Below are 18,177 nucleotides of genomic sequence, written 5' to 3' on the forward strand. Positions count from 1 at the left end.
TCGCACTGACCGGCTACGTACCTTGGCTGTACCTACTCCACGCCCCACAACGTAGAACCGCTGACAGATGACGGACCCGGGCGACGGCGACACGGGGGTCGCCACGGACGGCGGGTACGAGGTAACGGGCTGGGAACCACGGACGCATCTCGACCGGTTCGCCGTCCTCGTCTACGGTGGCATCGTCCGGAGCGCGCACTGGGCGGTCATCCTGCTCGCGCTGGCGACCTTCACCGCACAGCTCGGGCTGGTCGTCTACGGCATCAGCGTCAGGCCGACGCTCGGGATACTCACCGTCGCGTCGATCCTGCCGGCGCTCGTCATCGTCGGGGCCATCTGGCGGACGAATCCGACCGGGAGGGACCCGCTGGGGCCGCTCGCGGTGACGTTCCTGCTGTCGGTACTGTTCGCGAGCTTCGCCGCCGTGGCGAACTCCGCGTTGCGGTCGGTCATCGCGGCCGCCCTGCCGAGCACGCCGCTGTTCCCCGTCGCGCTCGTGGTGTTCTTCTTCCTCGTCGTCGGACCCGTCGAGGAGACCGTGAAGTGGCTCGCGGTCCGCATCTACGCCTACAACGGGAGCCAGTTCGACGCCGTCATCGACGGCGCGGTGTACGGTGCGGTCGCCGGCCTGGGCTTTGCCACCATCGAGAACGCTCTCTACATCACGCAGGCGGTCATCCAGGCCGGCTCCGTCTCGACCAGCGCGAGCCTCGCGGGCGCGGTGGACACGGCGACCGCCCGCTCGTTCGTCGGCCCGGGCCACGTGCTGTACTCCGCCATCGCCGGCTACTACCTCGGGCTCGCGAAGTTCAGCGACGACCACTGGGGCCCGATCGTCGTGAAGGGCCTGCTCCTCGCTGCCGTCATCCACGCGACGTACAACACCATCGCGACCCTCGTCGACTTCGGCGCGGCACCGTTCGTCGGGGGCAGCATCGGTTTCATCGCCTTCGTGTTCGCCTTCGAGGGCGTCGTCGGCTACGTCCTCTACCGGAAGCTCTCGAAGTACAACCGGCACTACCGGGCGGGTGCGACCCACGCGAACGGCTGACTGACGACCGAACGCAGCCCACTCCCGGGGAGCCACCCTGCGGGAGTGGACGGCTCGCACGACACGTAGCCCTCCGTCAACCCGCCGACGGAGACCGGGCGGAACCGCTAGCGGGAACGCTGGTCTTCGTCGGCGGGTTCGGCGACGGATCCCGCTGATAGGAAGCCGACCAGATGGTCGCGCGGAACGTTTTACTCACCACAGCACGTAGATTGTCACCGTGTCGCACGAATCGTTCCGCGTGCTGGTCGCCGACGCCTCGACACCGGTCGGTCGGGCACTCGTGAACTACCTCGCGGACACCGAGTACGTGGTTCGCGCGCTCGTTCCGGACCGGGGCGGGGAGTCCCTCGCGCGACAGGCCGGCGCGACAGAGGTCTGCGTCGCGGACCTCGCCACGGGCCGCGGTCTCGACGGCGCGGTCAGGGACGTCGACGCCATCTGCTGTAGCGTCAGGGACGGCGGCCTCGCACACGTCGTCGGACGACTCGACACGGGCGTCGGCGTCAGGAACCTCGTCGACGCCGCGAGCGACGCCGACCGTCCGTACGTGGTCCTCCACTCGAAGATCGGTGTCGGCGACTCGGAGAGCGGCATGGTGCTGCCGGTGCGGCTGGTCAAGTACAGGGTCCTCGGTGCGCTCGACGCCACCGAGCGCTACCTCCGTGACTCCGGCGTCCCGCACACCATCCTGCGGACCGGGCGGACGACGAACGCCGATGGGAGCGGGTCGGTCGCGACGAGCGAGGGCGAGGACACCATCGCCGGACGCATCCCCCGGCCGGACCTGGCGTGGGTGATGGTGGCCGCGCTCACCACGCCCGAGGCGCGCAACCGGACGTTCGAGGTGGCCGAGGTCGCCTCGCCGACGCACGAGGGCGTCGAGTTCGAGTGGCGCGGCCCCGAGGCGGGGCTCGTCGCCCGGCGGTCCGGCTACTCCATCCCGTCCTGAGGGGCGCGTTCAGATGTTGCCCGCGAGCGTCCGGTAGTGGTCCGCGATCTTCACGTCCCACTGGTCGTCGGTCGCGTAGTAGACGTTCATGCCGTCGAGCGTCGGGCCGTTGTAGCGCCAGTTGCCGGGTTCGAGGTAGAGGTCCGAGATCTCGCCCATCACGTGCCAGACGCAGTCAGCGAAGCTGTCGAACTCCATCGCCCCCTCGTAGGGGTTCGAGTCGACCGCGCCCCAGCCGAACAGGTTGCGCTTGTCCTGGGCGATCTGCGAGGTGCCCCACGCCGACTCGTGGATGGCGTGGGCGGCCTGGTAGACGGCGTTCACGCCGTACTCCTGCTGGACCGCGACGAAGGTGTCGCCGAGGCCGACGAGGGGACTGTCCGGCATCTCGGCGGCGATGGCGTCGTCGATCTCCTGGCCGGTCACGTCGACGGGCACCGTCAGGTCGGTCTGTACGTCGAAGTCGGTGCTCGGTTCGTCGCCGGACCCGCCTCCCGAATCGAGTTCGAGGTACTGCTCGACCGACCAGCCCCAGACGTCGGCGTCCTGCCAGTGCAGGCCCCACCAGGTGTAGCCGTCGGCGTCGACCGGGCCGTTGACGACCGCCGCGGTCGCGCCGTCCGAGACGGTGTCGACGACCGTCTCGCCGGTCCCGGGCTGTTCCCGCGTGTTGAGCGCTGTCGTCGCACGGACCGTATCGCCCTCGGCGAAGGCGGGCGAGCTGCCGTCGTCACCGTCGCCGTCGCCACCACCATCGCCGTGGCCGACGCCGTGCCCATCGACCGGGGCGGCGTCGAGGTACTCGGCGACGCACCAGCCGGTCATGCCGCTGTTGAAGGCGATGCGCCACCAGGTGTAGCCGTCGGCCTGCTGGGGGCCGGCGCGGACGTAGCCCGCCGACCCCTCGGGCGCGGTCCAGACGTCGGGTGCGTCGAGCGCGTGGTCGTCGTGGACGACGAGGTCCGCGGTCGTTGCGACGCGCTGGTCGTGCAGGAACTCGGTCGAGGCGGTGCCCTGGTAGCGCTCGACCGTCCAGCCGACGATGCCGTTCTCGTAGGCGATCCTGTACCAGGTGTAGCCGTCTGCCTCCTGCGGGCCGTCCTTCACGACCCCGCGGACGCCCGCCTGGTTGGTATGGCGGACGTTGTCGCCGATGGTCGGCTCGCTCCGGACGTTGACGGACGTGGTCGTCGCCACGACGTCGCCCGCCGAGAGGGAACCGCCGGTGGCGCCGTCCATCTGCTGGAGGAGGTAGTCCCAGTCCCAGGTGCTGCCGGGGTCGACCTTGCCGCCGGTGACCGTCGAGCAGTCGTAGGGGGACGGGACCTGCGAGTGGCCGATGAGCCCACCCTGACCGTCGTAGGCGCTGCAGGGTGCGATGTCGAAGGTGGGGTGGGTCTTGGGGATGTCGTAGCTCTCACAGAGCCACGCACAGAGCTGGCCGACGGCCTCGTACATGGCCTCGGAGAAGTCGGTCTCGTTGGCGTAGCCCTCCATCTCGATGGAGATGCCCGTGTCGTTGTAGTCGCCGTTGCCCTGTGTCCAGGCGACGTCGGACAGCTCGACCATCTGGGTGATGTTCCCGTCCGAGTCGACGACGAAGTGCGAGGAGACGTCCGCGTCGGGGTTCTTGAACCAGTTGATGCCCGAACTGGCCGAGCCCTCGATGGTGTGGACGACGATCCACCGCATGTCGCTCGCCGAGCGGCTGCTGCTCGTGTAGTTCGAGTAGTGTGCGCTCTCGAACGTCATCTGTGGTCTCTCTGTGGCGGTCGCACTTCCCGCAGCGCCAAGGAGGACGCTGCCAGCGACCGCGCCGGTGCCTGCCCGTAGGAACTTTCGTCGAAGCATCGTTCCGTGAAACAATCGGTGAAAATAAAAAACTACCGGTGATTACTGATAAAGACACGGCCAGGTTCGTGGCGAAGGATTTACGCCTCCCGGTCGCGGTCCCTGGCAGGACGGGCCGGAGTCACGAACCGGGCGACGGCAGCATCGCCACTCGCCGGTGCTGGCCATCAGCTCGAAGACCGGTACGTAGCGGCGTGGAGAGAACGGGCTGGGACGCCTACGTCCCGTTCAGTCGGCGACGATGGTTCGCTTCGAGGCGGTCATCCCGAGCACGTCGTCGAAGAAGGAGAGCGAGTCGTGCGGGCCGGGGTTCGCCTCGGGGTGGTACTGGCGCGTGATGATGTCGAGGTCCTCGCTGTCGAGGCCCTCCGGCGTCCCGTCGTTGACGTTGATCTGCGAGACCGAGAGCGCCTCGGGCGCGTCGGCGACCGTGTAGCCGTGGTTCTGGGTGGTCATCACGACGCGACCGGAGGCCTCGTCGCGGACCGGCTGGTTGACGCCGCGGTGGCCGAAGTCCATCTTCTCGGTGGTGCCGCCGAGCGCACGGGCGACGATCTGCTGCCCGAGGCAGATACCGGCGATGGGCACCTCGCCGACGAAGGTGTCGACGAGCTCGACCGCCGCGTCGAAGTTCTCCGGGTCGCCGGGGCCGTTCGAGATGAACAGGAGTTCCGGGTCGATCTCGGCCACGGCGGCCTCGGTAGCGTCGTACGGGAGCACGTGGACCGTCGCGCCGCGCTCGACCAGCGAGTCGACGATGGAGCGCTTCGCGCCGCAGTCGACGAGTGCGACCGTCGCGCCGTCGCCGTCGGCGTTGTGGACGACGGGCTCGTCGACGGAGACCTGTGCGCCGATGTCCGTGTGGTCGCTCATCGGCACGCAGTCCTCGAGCTCGGCGAGCGCGTCCTCCGGGGTCACGTCGTCGCCGACGGCGATGCCACAGGCCATCGCACCCTCCTCGCGGATGTCGGTGACGAGGTCGCGCGTGTCGAGGTGGTCGACCGCCGGCACGCCCTCCTCGGTGAGCCACTCGGCCACGTCGTCGGTCATCTCGCGGGTGACCGCGGCGCGCGGGTGCACCCGGTCGGACTCGAAGCGCTCCGGACGTACCCCGTAGTTCCCGATGAGCGGGTACGCGAAGGTGAGTATCTGTTCCTCGTACGACGGGTCCGTGAGGCTCTCCTCGTAGCCCGTGTACGCTGTCGTGAAAACCAGTTCGCCGTTTGCTGTGCCTGGAGCACGACCACGTGCCTCGACCACGTGGCCACCCTCCAGTGCTACGTAGGCGTCCATCGTTACGAAGTACGTATGATGCCACGTCAATAAACCTTGCTTTCGAAGCGTCGTTACGAATTTCGTAATCGTCAAGTGCGCCCCGGTGGTAGATGACCACCTCCATGGACGAACTCGACCGCGAGATACTGAACATCCTCCGGCGGGACGCCCGGACACCCTACACCGAGATCGCCGAGGAGGTCGGCACCAGCGAGGGGACGGTCCGGAACCGGGTCGAACGGATGACCGGCGACGACGTCATCGAACGATTCACCGTCGCCACGCGTACGGGTAACGTCAAGGCGATGATCGAGATCGGCGTCGCGATGGACGTCGAGACGACCCAGATCTCCGAACGGATGGCCGACTGGACGGAGGTGGACTTCGTCTGGCAGGTCTCCGGCGAGGAGGACGTCGTGCTCGTGGTCGACTGTGCCGACACGCAGGGCGTGAACGACCTCATCACGCAGGCCCGCGAGATGGAGGAGGTCGTCTCCACGAAGACCCGACTCATCCTCGACGAGCGGCTCGGCTGACGGTAGTAACGGGCTGTTGCCACACGGTATGGCCACGTTACGACTCGGCGCTGTCTGTCGATTCCGCCGATATCGCCGGCCACAAACACTTTATACCACTGTGGTTCTGGTAGGTAACCAACAGATAACTATATCTGGTAACCAACGGTACCGACAACTGGTACATACATGGCCACCCCCAGCAAGCGGTTCGGTGAGGACGACGTCAAACTGGAGGCGAGCGTCGACACGGGCGCGGCGTTCGTGATGATGATGCTCGCCCAGATGGTGCTGCTGTTCACGTTCTGGATCACGCTGTGGCCGACGGCCTTCGGTATCCCGCAGGACGTCCGGCTGGTGACCGCCATCGGCGGCTTCTTCAGCGGCGCTGCCGTGCTCGGGCTGTACGGCGGCATCAAGTCGCTGATGGCACAGACCGTCGAAGCAGAGGCGTGAACGAGACGAACTAGGGGTTGGGTGGTCATCCCAGGGGAACGGGAGACGGTACGGGCGTGCGGCCGAACGGGTCCACGGTTCCGGGCAGCGATGCGACCGGCGGGCTCGGGTCGTCGGTGGTGGCCCGTGACGAGTCGAAGTCCATTTTAGCAGGGTACTCGATTGTAGAGCCATGAGTACGTCTGACCCGTCCGACGGTACGGCCGAGGACCTCCCGCACAAGAACGCGCGGCAGGAGGTCATCGCGGTCGACCCGGACGACAACGAACAGGGACTCGTCAACCGGCTGGATGCCCACACCGGCGAGGGCATCCGACACCGGGCGTTCACGTCGCTGGTGTTCGACGAGGACGAGAACATCCTGCTCGCACAGCGCGCCGCCGAGAAGCGCCTGTGGGGCACCTGGTGGGACGGGACCGTCGCCTCCCACCCCGTCGAGGGCCAGAGTCAGGAGGAGGCGACCCGTGAGCGTCTCGAGGAGGAGCTCGGCATCACGCCCGACCAGTACGAGAACCTCCAGCTCACGGATCGGTTCGAGTACAAGCGCTACTTCGAGAACGCCGGCGTCGAGCACGAGGTCTGTGCCGTCCTGAAGGTCACGCTCTCCGACACCACGCTCGACCCCGACCCGGAGGAGGTCGAGGGCCTGATGTGGGTCCCCTACGAGCACCTCCACGACAACCCCGAGTTCTACCGTCAGCTCCGCCTCTGCCCCTGGTTCGAGATCGCGATGCGTCGTGACTTCGACTGAGGGGACCGACGCCCCGGAAAGTATGTGTTAACACGTAGCAAGGATTTATGCTGGGGAGGGTCGTAGCCCAACGTGGAGGCGGTCATCCACAGATGTCGTCAGCACGAACCCCACCCGAACCGACCGACCTGCGGCTCTCCCGTGGCGAACTGTGGCTCGTCCACCACGTGATGGTCGAGCGACTGACCGGGCACGACGAGGACGACCCACAGCCCTGGTGGGCGCTCAACATCGCCCGGAAGCTCGAGACCGGCGAGCCGACACTGACGACGTTCGAGGCGTGGCGACTGCGGCGTGACCTGCTCGACTACGTCGACCGGGAGGATACGCCGGCGTCGGACGTCTCGCGGGCGCAGACCATCGTCGACCAGCTGGAGGCGGAGTTCGGTCGGGTGCCGCTCAGCTAGGGTCGCGTCGTCCCCCAGACCGCGACGAGTCCGAGCAGCAGCGCCGGCAGCATCGGGAACGCGAGCAGCGCGACCCAGTACGGCAGCGACGGCGGGCGGTAGAGGATGACCACCGGCATCACGAGAAAGGAGAAGGCGATGACGCCAACGACCACCCAGCCGCGCCAGTCCCACTCCCTGTCGACGGCTTCGGGATGGACGCCGTCGGCCGGTCGGTGGACGTAGCCGTCGTCACCGTCACCGGCGGCCGCGGTCCCCCCGTCGATGGTCGTGGGTCCGTCACCGTCGGCAGCACCGGTCGAATCGTCCGCCTGTCCCTCCGAGTCGGCGTCAGAGCTCACTATCCGGAATTACGACCACCTTCCCAAAGCCCTCACGGTTCTCCAGCAGCTCGTGCGCCCGACCCGTCTCGCTCATCGGGAGCGTCTCTCGGATGCGCGGCTCGAACGTGCCGTCCCAGACGAGTTCGAGCACGGTCTCGGCCTCGCCGGGGGTCGCCATCGTCGAGCCGATTATCTCGAGCTGGCTCCAGAACACGCGGTTGACGTTCGTCGTCGCGTACGGGCCGGTCGTCGCCCCGCAGGTGAGCAGGCGGCCGCCGGGCGCGAGGCACTTCAGCGAGTCCTCCCAGGTTTCCTCGCCGACGTGGTCGACGACCACGTCGACGCCGCGGCCGTCGGTCGCCTCCTTGATCCACGACGCGAAGCGCTCCTCCTCGTAGTTGCAGACGTGGTCCGCGCCGCACTCGCGGGCGTAGTCGAGCTTCGCCTCGCTGCTCGCGGTCGCGTACACCTCCGCCCCCGCGTAGTCGGCGATCTGGACGGCGGCGTGGCCGACCCCACCGGAGGCACCGAGCACCAGCACGGACTCGCCGGCGGTCACGTCGCCCCGGGAGATGAGCATCCGCCACGCGGTGCCGAAGACCAGCGGCGCCGCCGCCGCGGTCTCCCACGAGACGTCGTCGGGCACCGGCACGAGGTTCGTGGCGGGGAGGACGGCGTACTCGCCGTGGACGCCGGGGAGGTGCTCGCCGATGACCTTGAAGCTCCGCGAGAGCGTCGGGTCGCCCTTCCGGGTGAACTCGTCGTCGTCGGTCGCGATGCCGGACCAGACCGCGACGTGGTCGCTCGGCTCGAACCGCGTGACGTCGGCCCCGACAGCTTCGACGACGCCCGCCGCGTCGCTGCCGGGGATGTGCGGCATCTCGAGCTCGAGACCGGGGAGCCCCCGTCGGGTCCACACGTCGAGGTGGTTGAGCGCGCCCGCCTTCACGTCGACCAGCACCTCGTCGGCGTCGGGCTCCGGGTCCGGATAGTCGTCGTACTCGATGACGTCCGCATCGCCATGCTCCGAGAACTGGACGGCCTTCATGCGCGAGGCGACTCGCGGTGCGGCAAAAAGCGTGCCGACGCGGGCAAGCCGGACAAGAGCTATGCCGTCGCCGACGGAACCCGCCGGACATGAGCGACGACGAGCACGGTGGACACGATCACCACGACCACCACGACGGACGCGACCACGACGGGCACGGTGACGAGACGGAACACGACCACGAGCATCACCAGCACGACGAACACCACCTCGGGGTCGCGGTCGTCACGGTGTCGAGTTCGCGCACGCTCGACGACGACCCCTCGGGCGACCGCATCGAGGCGCTCCTCACCGACGCGGGCCACGAGGTGGTCGTCCGCGAACTCATCGCGGACGAGTACGACAGCGTGCAGGGGACCGTCGACCGCCTCACCGACCGCGACGACGTGGAGCTCGTGGTCACGACCGGCGGGACGGGCGTCACGCCCGACGACGTGACCGTGGAGGCCGTCGAACCGTTGCTGGACAAGCGCCTGCCAGGCTTCGGCGAGCTGTTCCGGCGGTTCTCCTCCGATGAGATCGGCACCCGGACCATCGCCACGCGAGCGATGGCTGGCATCGACGAGGGCGTCCTCGTCTGCTGTCTGCCGGGGAGCGAGGCGGCCGTCAGGCTCGGCGTTGCAGAGCTCGTCGTCCCCGAGGCCCCACATCTGGTCGGACTGGCACGTCGCGAGGACCGAGCCGACGGCTGAGGGGTGTTCGGGTGCGTCGAAAGGGAAGGGGGAGTGATGCTGGATGATATCCAGTACCGGGAGACCACGCCTGTCAGGGAACGAGGGAGTGACCCTCTGACACCGACCTATCTGTGTCCTCGTGGTCTCCATCCGACGAGACTGCACCTATCTACTTGAACCGGTACAACCGTACAGACGATTTACCGGTTCTGAACGGTCTTGAACAGTCGTGAGTCCGTCTCGTCGCTGGGAAACGTGCGACTCGACCGCACACGGGATGACGAGCGGAAACAGCCGAATACCGGGTCTCTGGGTCGCCTCACCGTCGAAACCGTCCTCCACGGAGTCGCGGCGCTCTGTTCGAGAGGAACCTGTCACCGTCGGGACGATGTCGCGCGCGCGGCGGACGGTCCAGCCCGCAACAGCCAGTTACTGTCCCGCCAGCTCCTCGGCGACCGTCGCCGAATCCAGCAGCGCCGGGTCGACCGCCAGGTCGGCCTGGCCGCTGACGAACTCGGGGAGCGAGTCCGCGGAGTAGACGACGATCCGTACGTCCGGGTTCAGGTCCTTCGCGACCGGGATGCCGGTCGCCTGCCCCACGTCGGTCAGGACGAACAGGTCGGCGTCGACGATGCCGGCCTCCTCCAGCCCGGGGCGGTTCGCCACGCCGTCGACGACGTGGACCGTGAAACCTGACTCTTCGAGTTCGCGTACCAACTCGTGCTCGTCGGGACCAGCGAAAATCGCGTGCATCACCTCCACGAACGAGGCGGGAGGCTTTGTGCCTTTCCCGTCGGAGCCGCGGACCGGGTCCCCGTCCGCCGGCTCCGCTGGAATCGACGACGAGGGTGGCCACTCGCGGAACCTGAAAACGGTTAAGTGCCGACACGCGCGAGTGCCGGGTATGAGCGACCTCCCGGAGGATTTCAACTGCACCATCACGAACTGGGAGTACATCTACGGCCTCTGTCGGGACGTGAGCGAGGACGTCAAGGAGGACTCCTTCGAGCCGGACGTCATCGTCGCACTCGCCCGCGGCGGCTGGTTCGCCGGGCGTTGCATCTGTGACTTCCTCGGGATGGACGACCTGACGAGCCTGAAGATGGAGCACTACGTCGGCACCGCCCAGAAGGCCGACGAGCCCCAGGTCCGCTACCCGATGCCGGAGGGTAGCGTCGAGGGCAAGGACGTGCTCATCATCGACGACATCGCGGACACCGGCGGCAGCATCCGGCGGGCCGAGGAGTACGTCGAGGAGCGCAACGCTGGCACGGTGAAGACGGCGACGCTCCAGCTGCTCCAGACGAGCGAGTTCGAGCCGGACTACGTCGGCGAACGCCTCGAGGAGTGGGCGTGGATGGTCTACCCGTGGAACTTCATCGAGGACATGATAGACATCATCTCGGGGCTGATGGAGCGCCACGAGCAGTCCTCGTTCCAGAAGGCGGACATCCGCCACTTCCTCGCGGAGGACCACGACCTCCAGCGCATCGAGATGGAGATCGCCCAGCCGAACCGCATGACCGAGGTGCTCACCGAGATGGAGCGCCGCGACGTCGTCGAGCGGGCGGAGGACGGCGGCTGGACGCTGGTCTGAGTCGGTGGGTCGAAACGACCGACGGACGGGACCACCCGGACTAATTTCTGCCCGATTCGTATCCGTACGAAGATATTTGTGGTGTGGGGGCGACTGTCAGGGAGATGATCGACGACCTGACCGCGGCGCTTGCGGACGCGGAACCGCTCACCGTGACCAGTCCGGCGTTCGAGGACGGCGACCGACTGCCGGACTGGACCGGGTTCGTGAACGAGAACGAGCGCCCCGAGCTCCGTATCGGGGGCGTCCCCGACGCGGCCGAGTCGCTGCTGGTGACGATGGTCCATCCCGAGGCGGCCGACGTGGTGGACCACGAGTGGGTCCACTGGCAGGCCTGGGGCATCGACCCCGAGACGACCGTGCTTCCGCGAGACGAACCGCTCGAGGGCGCGACCGAGGGCTACAACGACTTCCTCCGGCAGGGCTGGGGCGGTCCGTCGCCGCCGCCCGAGCAGGTCGAGACCTACCGGTTCAGGGTGTACGCGCTCGATATGGACCTCGACCTCCCGGCGGCGACGCGACGTGCCCGCGTCGCATCCACCATCGGGCTGGAGGGGTCGGTGCTGGCCGCCGGGGAGCTGACGGGACGGTACGGTGCCGATCAGGGGAGCGTGTTCCTGACGGAGGGGCCACGCGGGCTGCGGCCCTGATCGGGCGACGAACCGCCGTCTCCCGGCTCAGTCCGCGCCGTGTTCGCTCCCGCCGTCGGTCACGGCGGGCTCGCGCTCCCGACCACCCTCGACGACTGTGTGCTTCCACGTGCCGCGGGTGAACCAGGCCATCGCGGCGAGCGCACCGACCACGTCGCCCAGTGCGACGGCCGCGAACACCCCCGTGGCGTCCCAGCCGAGGACGAACACGAGCAGGTACGTCGTCGGGACGCGCACGAACCAGAGCGCGAGCACCGAGAACACCAGCGCCGTCTTCGTGTCGCCGGAGCCGCGGAACGCGCCGAGGAACACGGGGAACAGCCCCATGAACACGAACGCGGGGGCCGCGATACGGAGGTACTCCGCGCCGTAGACCAGCGTCTCGGCAGCCTGCGCCGTGTCGGCGGTGAGCAGCGGCCGGAGCACCAGCGTCGGCACCGCGAAGATGACGACCGCGACGACGAACAGGCTCAGGGCCGCGAACTTCGCCGCGAGCCACGTCGCCCGCTCCGCGCGCTCCGGTTTCTCCGCGCCGAGGTTCTGTCCGACGACGGTGTTCGTCGCCTGCCCGAGCCCCATCGCGGGGAGGAAGACGAGCGAGATGACCCGGTTGCCCAGCCCGTACGCGGTGACGACCGCGGGCGGGAACGTCGCGACCATGCCCGTCAGCGCGATGAGCGCGAGCGAGGTCATCGACTGTTCGGCCGCCGAGGGGACGCCGATGCGGACGATGTCCCGGATGGTTCCGAGGTCGGGGACGAGGTCTGCCGCGCCCACGTCCGGTCCGGCGTTCGTCCAGAACAGCAGGTAGAGCCCGAGCAGGGTGGCGACGCCGCGGGAGAACACGGTCGCCAGCGCCGCGCCCTCGATGCCGAGCTCGGGGAACGGGCCGACGCCGAAGATGACCAGCGGGTCGAGCACGACGTTCAGCGCGACGGAGACGAGCATGATGCGCAGCGGCGTCCGCGTGTTGCCGTAGCCACGGAGCAGCGAGACGAAGACGAAGAAGCCGAAGAGGAACGGCATCCCGAGGAAGAAGATGCGCATGTAGTCTGCCGCCAGCGGGACGATGACCCGCTGGGTCTCGGGGTCCGCCGGTAGCACGGCGAGCATCGGGTCGGTGAGGACGTAGCCGACCACGCCGATGACGACCGAGAGCGCGCCGACGAAGCCGATGGTCTGGCCGGCGACCAGGCTCGCCGAGCCGTCGCTGTCGGCCCCGGTGTACTGCGCGACGAGGATGGCGCCGGCCGCGGTGAACCCGCCCCCGACGGAGATGAGGAAGAAGATGAGCGGGAACGCGAGGCTCAACGCCCCGACGGCGTTCGAGGAGTACGCGCCCAGCCACGCCGTGTCGGCGAGGTTGTAGGTGACCTGCAGCAGCTGGATGGCCACGAGCGGCCACGCCAGCCGGAGCATCGGCCGGGCGAGCTCCCCCTCGGTGAGCTTCGTGTTCGTGTGCGAGTCGACCATTACGATTCGAAAACGTCCCGCAGTCATATCAATGCGAGTAGCGGACGATAGCACGTGGCAGGGGTCGCGCGGACCGACAAGACACTTGGTCCCTGATACCATTGGCCGACACCAGTGATGTCACCACCTCGACTCTCCCGCCGCGGGCTGCTCGCCGGCGGCGTCGGCGCGCTGGCCGGCGGCCAGCTCCTGCGTTCCGACGTGTTCCGCGGCGCCTTCGACGCCGATCCGTCGGTGTCGACGGACGAGTGGCTCCTGCCGGGCCGGTCGCCGGCGCGGCGGAACCACGTGCCAGTCACCGGTGGCACCGAACTCTCCCTCGCGTGGGAGCGGTCGTTCGACGGCGGTTCCGGCTACCGTGTCGTCGTCGCCGACGGCCGGGCAATCGTCCCCGTTTCGGACGACGGGGTCTACGCCGTCGAACTGGCTGACGGCTCCACCGCGTGGCGCGCCCGTCCACGCATCGCAACGGGGTACGGGGTCGCACTGGGGGCCGGGCACCTCTGCTGTTCGACCGGCGACGGGTTCTACGTCCTCGGGCGTGGGGGGAACTCGAAGTGGTGGCTCCCGGGTTACCACTACCGGACGGTGGAACGTGCAGGGTTCCTGTCGACGTTCCTGCCGGTCGGGTCGACCCTGTTCACCGTCGGGCGACGGGGGCTGGAAGCCCGCGATATGGAGACGGGCCTCCGGCACTGGGTGGGTGAGCGAGCCGACGGCAGCCGACTCCGACTGGCCGCGAACCCGCTCGCGTTCGACGACGGGACGCTCTACTGTGCGGGGGGCCGCTACGGGACGTCCCCGTTCGTCGCCGTCGACGCCGAGGACGGGACCCAGCAGTGGACGACGGCCGAGTTCGAGTACGAGAGCCGGCACCTGGCCGTCGACGGGGACACGCTCCTGGCGACCGGCGAGACAGAGGACGGCGGCCGCATCCAGGCGTTCGCGGTCGACGACGGGGCCCTCCGCTGGCAGCAGCCGACGTCGACACAGCCAGTCGACCCGACGGTCGCCGATGACCTCGTGGTCTGTGCCAGCGAAGGGAGGCGACTCCACGCGTTCGACCGTGCGACCGGCGAGCGGCGCTGGACCGTCGACAGGCAGGCAGGAGTGCACGAACTGCTCCGTACAGACGACCACCTCTACGTCCACACTCCCCACGGGGTCGAGGTGCGCGACCCGTCGACCGGCGACAGACGGGTGCGCCACGAGCTCGCCGGCTCCGAACCGTCCGGGTTCGCCTACGCCAGCGACCACCTGTTGGCGCTCCGCGGCGACCGGCTCTTCGCCCTGGAGGTGACCGACGATGCCTGAATCGTCGCAGGGGAACGACGTACCGACCCTCGACGACGACCCCACGCTCGGAGAGCGGTTCGGGATGACCATCCCGCTGCTGGTCCCGGCGTGGCTCGTGACGTACCCGCTGCGCTGGCTGCTCGACAGACAGACGCTGGTCCCGGGTCGCCTCGGCCTCGTGTGCTGGGGCGGCATCGCCCTCGCGTTCGCGTACCGCGCGACGCACCCGGACACCGACGAGGTCGCCGCCGTCGTGTTCGCGGTCGTCGTCGCGGCCGTCTTCTACGTCGTGGAGGCGGTGATCGCACCGCCGTTCCCGGCGGTCCGGGGGCAACCGGTCTACCTCGCGGGTCCTGCCCTGACCGCCGTCGGTGCGCTCATCGTCGGCTACGTCGTGGCGTACCGCGGAGGGCTCGAACCCATCGTCGGGCTGTTCGGGGCTGACGACGACTCGTAGCGGTTTTACGCGCGCCCCGAGTTCGTGGAACCATGACTATCGGCGTCATCGGCGGCAGCGGCATCTACGAGGCCCTGCCCCTCGAGAACGTGGAGCAGCGCAGCGTCGAGACACCGTTCGGCGAGCCCTCGGACGACATCACGCTCGGCGAGCTCGCCGGCAAGGAGGTCGCCTTCCTGCCGCGACACGGCCCCGACCACCAGCACACCCCGACGAACGCGCCGTACAAGGCGAACATCTATGCGCTGAAGTCCGTCGGCGTGGACCGCGTCATCGCGACGAACGCGGTCGGCAGCCTGCGCGAGGACCTCCCGCCGCAGACGCTGCTCGTGCCGACGCAGATCTTCGACCGGACGAGCCAGCGCGAGCACACCTTCTTCGGCGACGGCATGGTCGTCCACATGGGCTTCGCCGACCCGTACGACCCGCCGATGGTCGAGCACCTCGCCGACGCGGCCGAGCGCGCCGACACCGACGCCGACGTCGAGGAGGGTGGTACGTACGTCTGCATCGAGGGCCCGCAGTACTCCACCCGGTCCGAGAGCGAGTTCTACCGCGAGCAGGGCTGGGACGTCGTCGGCATGACCGCCATCCCCGAAGCGAAGCTCGCCCGCGAGGCCGAGATGAGCTACGCGACGGTCACCGGCGTCACCGACTACGACGTCTGGAAGCGCGACAGCGAGGTCACGCTCGACGAGGTGCTCGAGAACGCCGCCGCGAACCAGGAGTCCATCAACGCGGTCGTCGAGGAGGCCGTGCGCTCGATGCCGGACGACTTCGAGAGCGACGCCTGGTCGGCCCTGGAGGGTACCATCAACACGCCGAGCGAGGCGATCCCGGCCGACACCCGCGAGCGCGTCGACCTGCTCGCCGGCCAGTACCTCGACTGAGCCCGCCGGCCGGCGAGAACGTCGCCGGTCCCACCGACCGACTTTTGCCGACCGGCCCCGTTCGTCACTCGCATGAACGTAGACGACGAGCTCGTCGAGCAGGTCGCGGCGCAGCTCGACGGCGACGCGGAGACCGCCCGCGGGTTCCTGGAGGGCATCGACGCCGCGGTCGGCTCCATCTGTCCGCTGTGTCGCGAAGGCTACGTCGTCGAGACCGACGACGAGCGCTTCTTCCCCTCGCGCGGCCGGCAGGCACGGTCGCTCAACCTCGGCGTGATGGAGCTGTCGCTGTCGAAGTCGCGGGAACTGCACGAGACGAACGAGGAGCAGGTCGTCACGCCGTACACCTGCACATCGGCGAACCCGACCGACGTCTGCGCGCTCGCGGGGCTGTTCCACGAGCAGGTCGCCGTCGAGACCGTCCGCGGCGTCGCCGAGACAGACCGCGCGGTCGCCCGACGACGGTCCTACGTCGCCGACCGGCTCCGCCGCGCCGGCGAACGCCTCTGACCGCCGCTCCTCACGGTGTCACTCGTCCGACTCGAGCAGCTGCTCGACCGGCGCATCGATGTCTTCGGCGAGCCACCAGAGCCGCTGTCGGAGGTCGTCGCCGATGGTCACCGACCCCGAGTACTCGGTCGCGACGGTGACGAACGCCGTAGCGGCGGCACGACTCACCCGGTCGTCGTCGTCCCCGATCGCGGTCGTGAGCGCGCTGAGCGCCTCGGGTAACCGGTCCGGGTGTGCGACCCCGACACGGCCGATGGCGTACGCGGCGGCCAGGCGCTGGCTCGTCGTCGCATCCAGGACGAGTTCGGCGAACAGTTCGTCGACCTCGGGGACGGTCGCCGGGTCGTTCACCGCGACGGCGGCGAGCAGGTCGATGGCCGCGGTCTGGAGTGCGGGCACCGGTTCGCGGGCGTTCGCCACCGCGTCGTCGACGACCGGGAGCACCTCCTCCGGGTAGCGCGTCGCCACGTCGGCCAGTGCGCCCGTCGCGTACGTCCGGACGTCCCACTCCTCGTCGTCCGTCGTCGCGTCGCGGAGCTGCTCGACAGCATCGAGAACCGTGCTCGGCCCGGAGGCGGCGAGCTGTGCGAACACCGACGCGACCGCCGCGCGGACGTACGGGTCGGCCGTCGAGAGAGCGGGTGCCAGCGACTCGACCCAGGCGCTGAACGTCCGTGGTGCGCCCGCTGCGATGGCGGCGAGCGCGTCGGCGGCGCGCCGGCGGGCGCTCGCGTCGTCGTCGTCGAGCCGTGTGATGAGCGCGTCGACGCAGTCGTCGAGTGCCGTCGGCTCGGCGCCGGCGATGTGGTAGAGCGCGTCGGCGGCGGTCGTCCGCGTCGTCGCGTCCCCGGCCGCGAGCAGGCCGCGTAGCTCGTCGACGTGCCCGACAGCGCCCGCCGGGTCCTCGCGCGCCAGTTCGCACAGCTCCTCTGCACGGTCGGTGTCGTCGGACCCACTCAGCAGTCCCATCTACCCGTACGTCGTCGTCGGAGACCAAGAATCCCTGTCATCGGTGAGAGAAACGCCCGCGGTGGGCTGGCGAAGCAGATCGCGGTGACGCCTGACGGATGTGATGGGCTTCGACTGACGGTGGATGCGGTGTGGGCCAGCCAGCCCGGCGAGCGTTCCGGCATCGCAGACCGCCTGACATCGGCGACCTGGCGTGCCAGACCGCCGCCCCCTTTCCCCCTCTGTGTGACCGGGACGACGGTCGGAAGTACATATTTCTTATGGCCACTTGATACCGATGCTTGCTATCTCAAATACTTTATATCCGCCGTCGAGGCGGGGCTCAGCCCCGTCGTGTCACGCGCTGATCCAGCTCCTGCTCGAGGGCCGTCTTGAGCACCGTCTCGGTCGCCCGTCGCAGCCGTTCCGACGCGGCCTGGTTCGAGATGTCGAACTCGTCGGCGATGTCGTCCAGTGTCGACTGTCGCGGGATGGCGAAGTACCCGTTCTCGACGGCACGAACCAGCGCCTCCCGCTGTTCCGGCGTCAGGTCGAGCGTCCCGTCCGGTTCGGCGGGCCCGTCGACCGACCGGCCCAGCCGGTGCAGGTCGAGCTCGTAGCCGTGCTCCCTCGTCCGTTCGTGGAAGCGCGTGACGCTCGTGTCGTCCGGGAACCTGACGCGGAAGAACCACCGGTCGGTCGCCCGGGCCTCGAGCACCGCCGCGTTCGTGTCCACGAAGATCGACAGCAGCCCCGTCGGCTCAGACCCCCACCTGAGCCGGTAGAGCACGCGGCCGTCGTGTCTTTCGAGCGTCGTGTAGCTGACCGCCGGTGCGGACTCGTCGATTGCTCGCTCGAACGCGTCGGTGTCGCCGGTCACCCAGACGTAGGGCGCCACGTCCCCCGACGTGGGCACGACCGGTTCGAACTGTAGCTGGACCTCGATCTCACCCCCGCCGACCGACGCCGGACCGAACGCGTCGGTGTCGACCGAGAACTCCGCGATTACCCCCATACAGAAAGTACAGGATATTTGAACATATCTATCTTCGG

Annotated in this window: 21 protein-coding genes; 13 read left to right on the forward strand and 8 right to left on the reverse strand. The window is 68.7% G+C overall.

Annotation, left to right across the window (positions count from 1 at the left end):
• Positions 1 to 67: 67 nt before the first annotated feature.
• Positions 68 to 1,051: a PrsW family intramembrane metalloprotease gene (locus ACSG06_RS03920; RefSeq protein ID WP_440988959.1), complete on the forward strand. Its 984-nt coding sequence runs from the start codon at positions 68 to 70 to the stop codon at positions 1,049 to 1,051.
• Positions 1,052 to 1,271: 220 nt separating this feature from the next.
• Entirely contained in the window at positions 1,272 to 2,003 is a 732-nt protein-coding gene (locus ACSG06_RS03925) for an NAD(P)H-binding protein (RefSeq protein ID WP_440988960.1), read from the forward strand.
• Positions 2,004 to 2,012: 9 nt separating this feature from the next.
• Here the strand turns inward: ACSG06_RS03925 and ACSG06_RS03930 are convergent, their stop codons facing one another.
• Positions 2,013 to 3,854 (reverse strand): N-acetylmuramoyl-L-alanine amidase, encoded by a 1,842-nt coding sequence (locus tag ACSG06_RS03930; protein WP_440988961.1) that lies wholly within the window; start codon positions 3,852 to 3,854, stop codon positions 2,013 to 2,015.
• Between the two features lie 228 nt (positions 3,855 to 4,082).
• Complete coding sequence (gene carA, locus ACSG06_RS03935; RefSeq protein WP_440988962.1) at positions 4,083 to 5,147, reverse strand: glutamine-hydrolyzing carbamoyl-phosphate synthase small subunit; 1,065 nt, start codon at positions 5,145 to 5,147, stop codon at positions 4,083 to 4,085.
• A gap of 104 nt (positions 5,148 to 5,251) precedes the next feature.
• Between carA and ACSG06_RS03940 the strand changes: the two genes are divergently transcribed.
• From ACSG06_RS03940 to ACSG06_RS03955, 4 genes are all read left to right on the forward strand, one after another.
• Positions 5,252 to 5,665, forward strand: coding sequence for an Lrp/AsnC family transcriptional regulator (locus tag ACSG06_RS03940; protein WP_256400490.1), 414 nt, complete (start codon positions 5,252 to 5,254; stop codon positions 5,663 to 5,665).
• A gap of 168 nt (positions 5,666 to 5,833) precedes the next feature.
• Positions 5,834 to 6,100, forward strand: coding sequence for a hypothetical protein (locus tag ACSG06_RS03945; RefSeq protein WP_256296783.1), 267 nt, complete (start codon positions 5,834 to 5,836; stop codon positions 6,098 to 6,100).
• A gap of 172 nt (positions 6,101 to 6,272) precedes the next feature.
• Complete coding sequence (locus ACSG06_RS03950; protein ID WP_440988963.1) at positions 6,273 to 6,851, forward strand: NUDIX hydrolase; 579 nt, start codon at positions 6,273 to 6,275, stop codon at positions 6,849 to 6,851.
• A 92-nt stretch (positions 6,852 to 6,943) separates the two neighbouring features.
• Complete coding sequence (locus ACSG06_RS03955; protein ID WP_440988964.1) at positions 6,944 to 7,258, forward strand: DUF7853 family protein; 315 nt, start codon at positions 6,944 to 6,946, stop codon at positions 7,256 to 7,258.
• On the opposite strand, the gene ACSG06_RS03960 is transcribed toward ACSG06_RS03955, so the two are convergent.
• Together ACSG06_RS03960 and ACSG06_RS03965 are read right to left on the reverse strand one after the other, a co-directional pair.
• Positions 7,255 to 7,599: a DUF7977 family protein gene (locus ACSG06_RS03960; RefSeq protein WP_440988965.1), complete on the reverse strand. Its 345-nt coding sequence runs from the start codon at positions 7,597 to 7,599 to the stop codon at positions 7,255 to 7,257. The two genes, ACSG06_RS03955 and ACSG06_RS03960, sit on opposite strands and share 4 nt — an antisense overlap.
• Positions 7,589 to 8,629 (reverse strand): zinc-binding dehydrogenase, encoded by a 1,041-nt coding sequence (locus ACSG06_RS03965; protein WP_440988966.1) that lies wholly within the window; start codon positions 8,627 to 8,629, stop codon positions 7,589 to 7,591. The genes ACSG06_RS03960 and ACSG06_RS03965 overlap by 11 nt, the downstream gene beginning before the upstream one ends.
• Positions 8,630 to 8,718: 89 nt before the next feature.
• On the opposite strand from ACSG06_RS03965, the gene ACSG06_RS03970 reads away from it, so the two are divergent.
• A complete protein-coding gene (locus tag ACSG06_RS03970; RefSeq protein WP_440988967.1) occupies positions 8,719 to 9,321 on the forward strand; it encodes a MogA/MoaB family molybdenum cofactor biosynthesis protein in 603 nt (200 codons plus the stop codon).
• A 411-nt stretch (positions 9,322 to 9,732) separates the two neighbouring features.
• Here the strand turns inward: ACSG06_RS03970 and ACSG06_RS03975 are convergent, their stop codons facing one another.
• Positions 9,733 to 10,056 carry a DUF7126 family protein gene (locus ACSG06_RS03975; RefSeq protein WP_440988968.1) on the reverse strand — a complete coding sequence of 108 codons (324 nt, stop codon included), beginning with the start codon at positions 10,054 to 10,056 and terminating at the stop codon, positions 9,733 to 9,735.
• 151 nt (positions 10,057 to 10,207) lie between these two features.
• Here ACSG06_RS03975 and ACSG06_RS03980 point away from each other — a divergent pair, with 151 nt between their 5' ends.
• Complete coding sequence (locus ACSG06_RS03980) at positions 10,208 to 10,900, forward strand: phosphoribosyltransferase (protein WP_440988969.1); 693 nt, start codon at positions 10,208 to 10,210, stop codon at positions 10,898 to 10,900.
• A gap of 104 nt (positions 10,901 to 11,004) precedes the next feature.
• Positions 11,005 to 11,550 carry a YbhB/YbcL family Raf kinase inhibitor-like protein gene (locus tag ACSG06_RS03985; protein ID WP_440988970.1) on the forward strand — a complete coding sequence of 182 codons (546 nt, stop codon included), beginning with the start codon at positions 11,005 to 11,007 and terminating at the stop codon, positions 11,548 to 11,550.
• A gap of 27 nt (positions 11,551 to 11,577) precedes the next feature.
• On the opposite strand, the gene ACSG06_RS03990 is transcribed toward ACSG06_RS03985, so the two are convergent.
• Positions 11,578 to 13,023 (reverse strand): MATE family efflux transporter, encoded by a 1,446-nt coding sequence (locus ACSG06_RS03990; RefSeq protein WP_440988971.1) that lies wholly within the window; start codon positions 13,021 to 13,023, stop codon positions 11,578 to 11,580.
• 117 nt (positions 13,024 to 13,140) lie between these two features.
• On the opposite strand from ACSG06_RS03990, the gene ACSG06_RS03995 reads away from it, so the two are divergent.
• The 4 genes from ACSG06_RS03995 to ACSG06_RS04010 all read left to right on the forward strand — a co-directional run bounded on the left by ACSG06_RS03995 (position 13,141) and on the right by ACSG06_RS04010 (position 16,176).
• Positions 13,141 to 14,337, forward strand: coding sequence for an outer membrane protein assembly factor BamB family protein (locus ACSG06_RS03995; RefSeq protein WP_440988972.1), 1,197 nt, complete (start codon positions 13,141 to 13,143; stop codon positions 14,335 to 14,337).
• A complete protein-coding gene (locus ACSG06_RS04000; RefSeq protein WP_440988973.1) occupies positions 14,330 to 14,776 on the forward strand; it encodes a hypothetical protein in 447 nt (148 codons plus the stop codon). The genes ACSG06_RS03995 and ACSG06_RS04000 overlap by 8 nt, the downstream gene beginning before the upstream one ends.
• 32 nt (positions 14,777 to 14,808) lie before the next feature.
• Positions 14,809 to 15,666 (forward strand): S-methyl-5'-thioadenosine phosphorylase, encoded by an 858-nt coding sequence (gene mtnP / locus ACSG06_RS04005; protein ID WP_440988974.1) that lies wholly within the window; start codon positions 14,809 to 14,811, stop codon positions 15,664 to 15,666.
• A 72-nt stretch (positions 15,667 to 15,738) separates the two neighbouring features.
• Positions 15,739 to 16,176 carry a hypothetical protein gene (locus ACSG06_RS04010; RefSeq protein ID WP_440988975.1) on the forward strand — a complete coding sequence of 146 codons (438 nt, stop codon included), beginning with the start codon at positions 15,739 to 15,741 and terminating at the stop codon, positions 16,174 to 16,176.
• Positions 16,177 to 16,194: 18 nt separating this feature from the next.
• Here the strand turns inward: ACSG06_RS04010 and ACSG06_RS04015 are convergent, their stop codons facing one another.
• Both ACSG06_RS04015 and ACSG06_RS04020 read right to left on the reverse strand, forming a co-directional pair.
• Complete coding sequence (locus ACSG06_RS04015; RefSeq protein WP_440988976.1) at positions 16,195 to 17,145, reverse strand: HEAT repeat domain-containing protein; 951 nt, start codon at positions 17,143 to 17,145, stop codon at positions 16,195 to 16,197.
• A gap of 322 nt (positions 17,146 to 17,467) precedes the next feature.
• Complete coding sequence (locus tag ACSG06_RS04020; RefSeq protein WP_440988977.1) at positions 17,468 to 18,139, reverse strand: helix-turn-helix domain-containing protein; 672 nt, start codon at positions 18,137 to 18,139, stop codon at positions 17,468 to 17,470.
• Positions 18,140 to 18,177 lie beyond the last annotated feature (38 nt).

Origin of the sequence: Haloarchaeobius baliensis (assembly GCF_052060055.1) — an archaeon.
Classification (GTDB): domain Archaea; phylum Halobacteriota; class Halobacteria; order Halobacteriales; family Natrialbaceae; genus Haloarchaeobius; species Haloarchaeobius baliensis.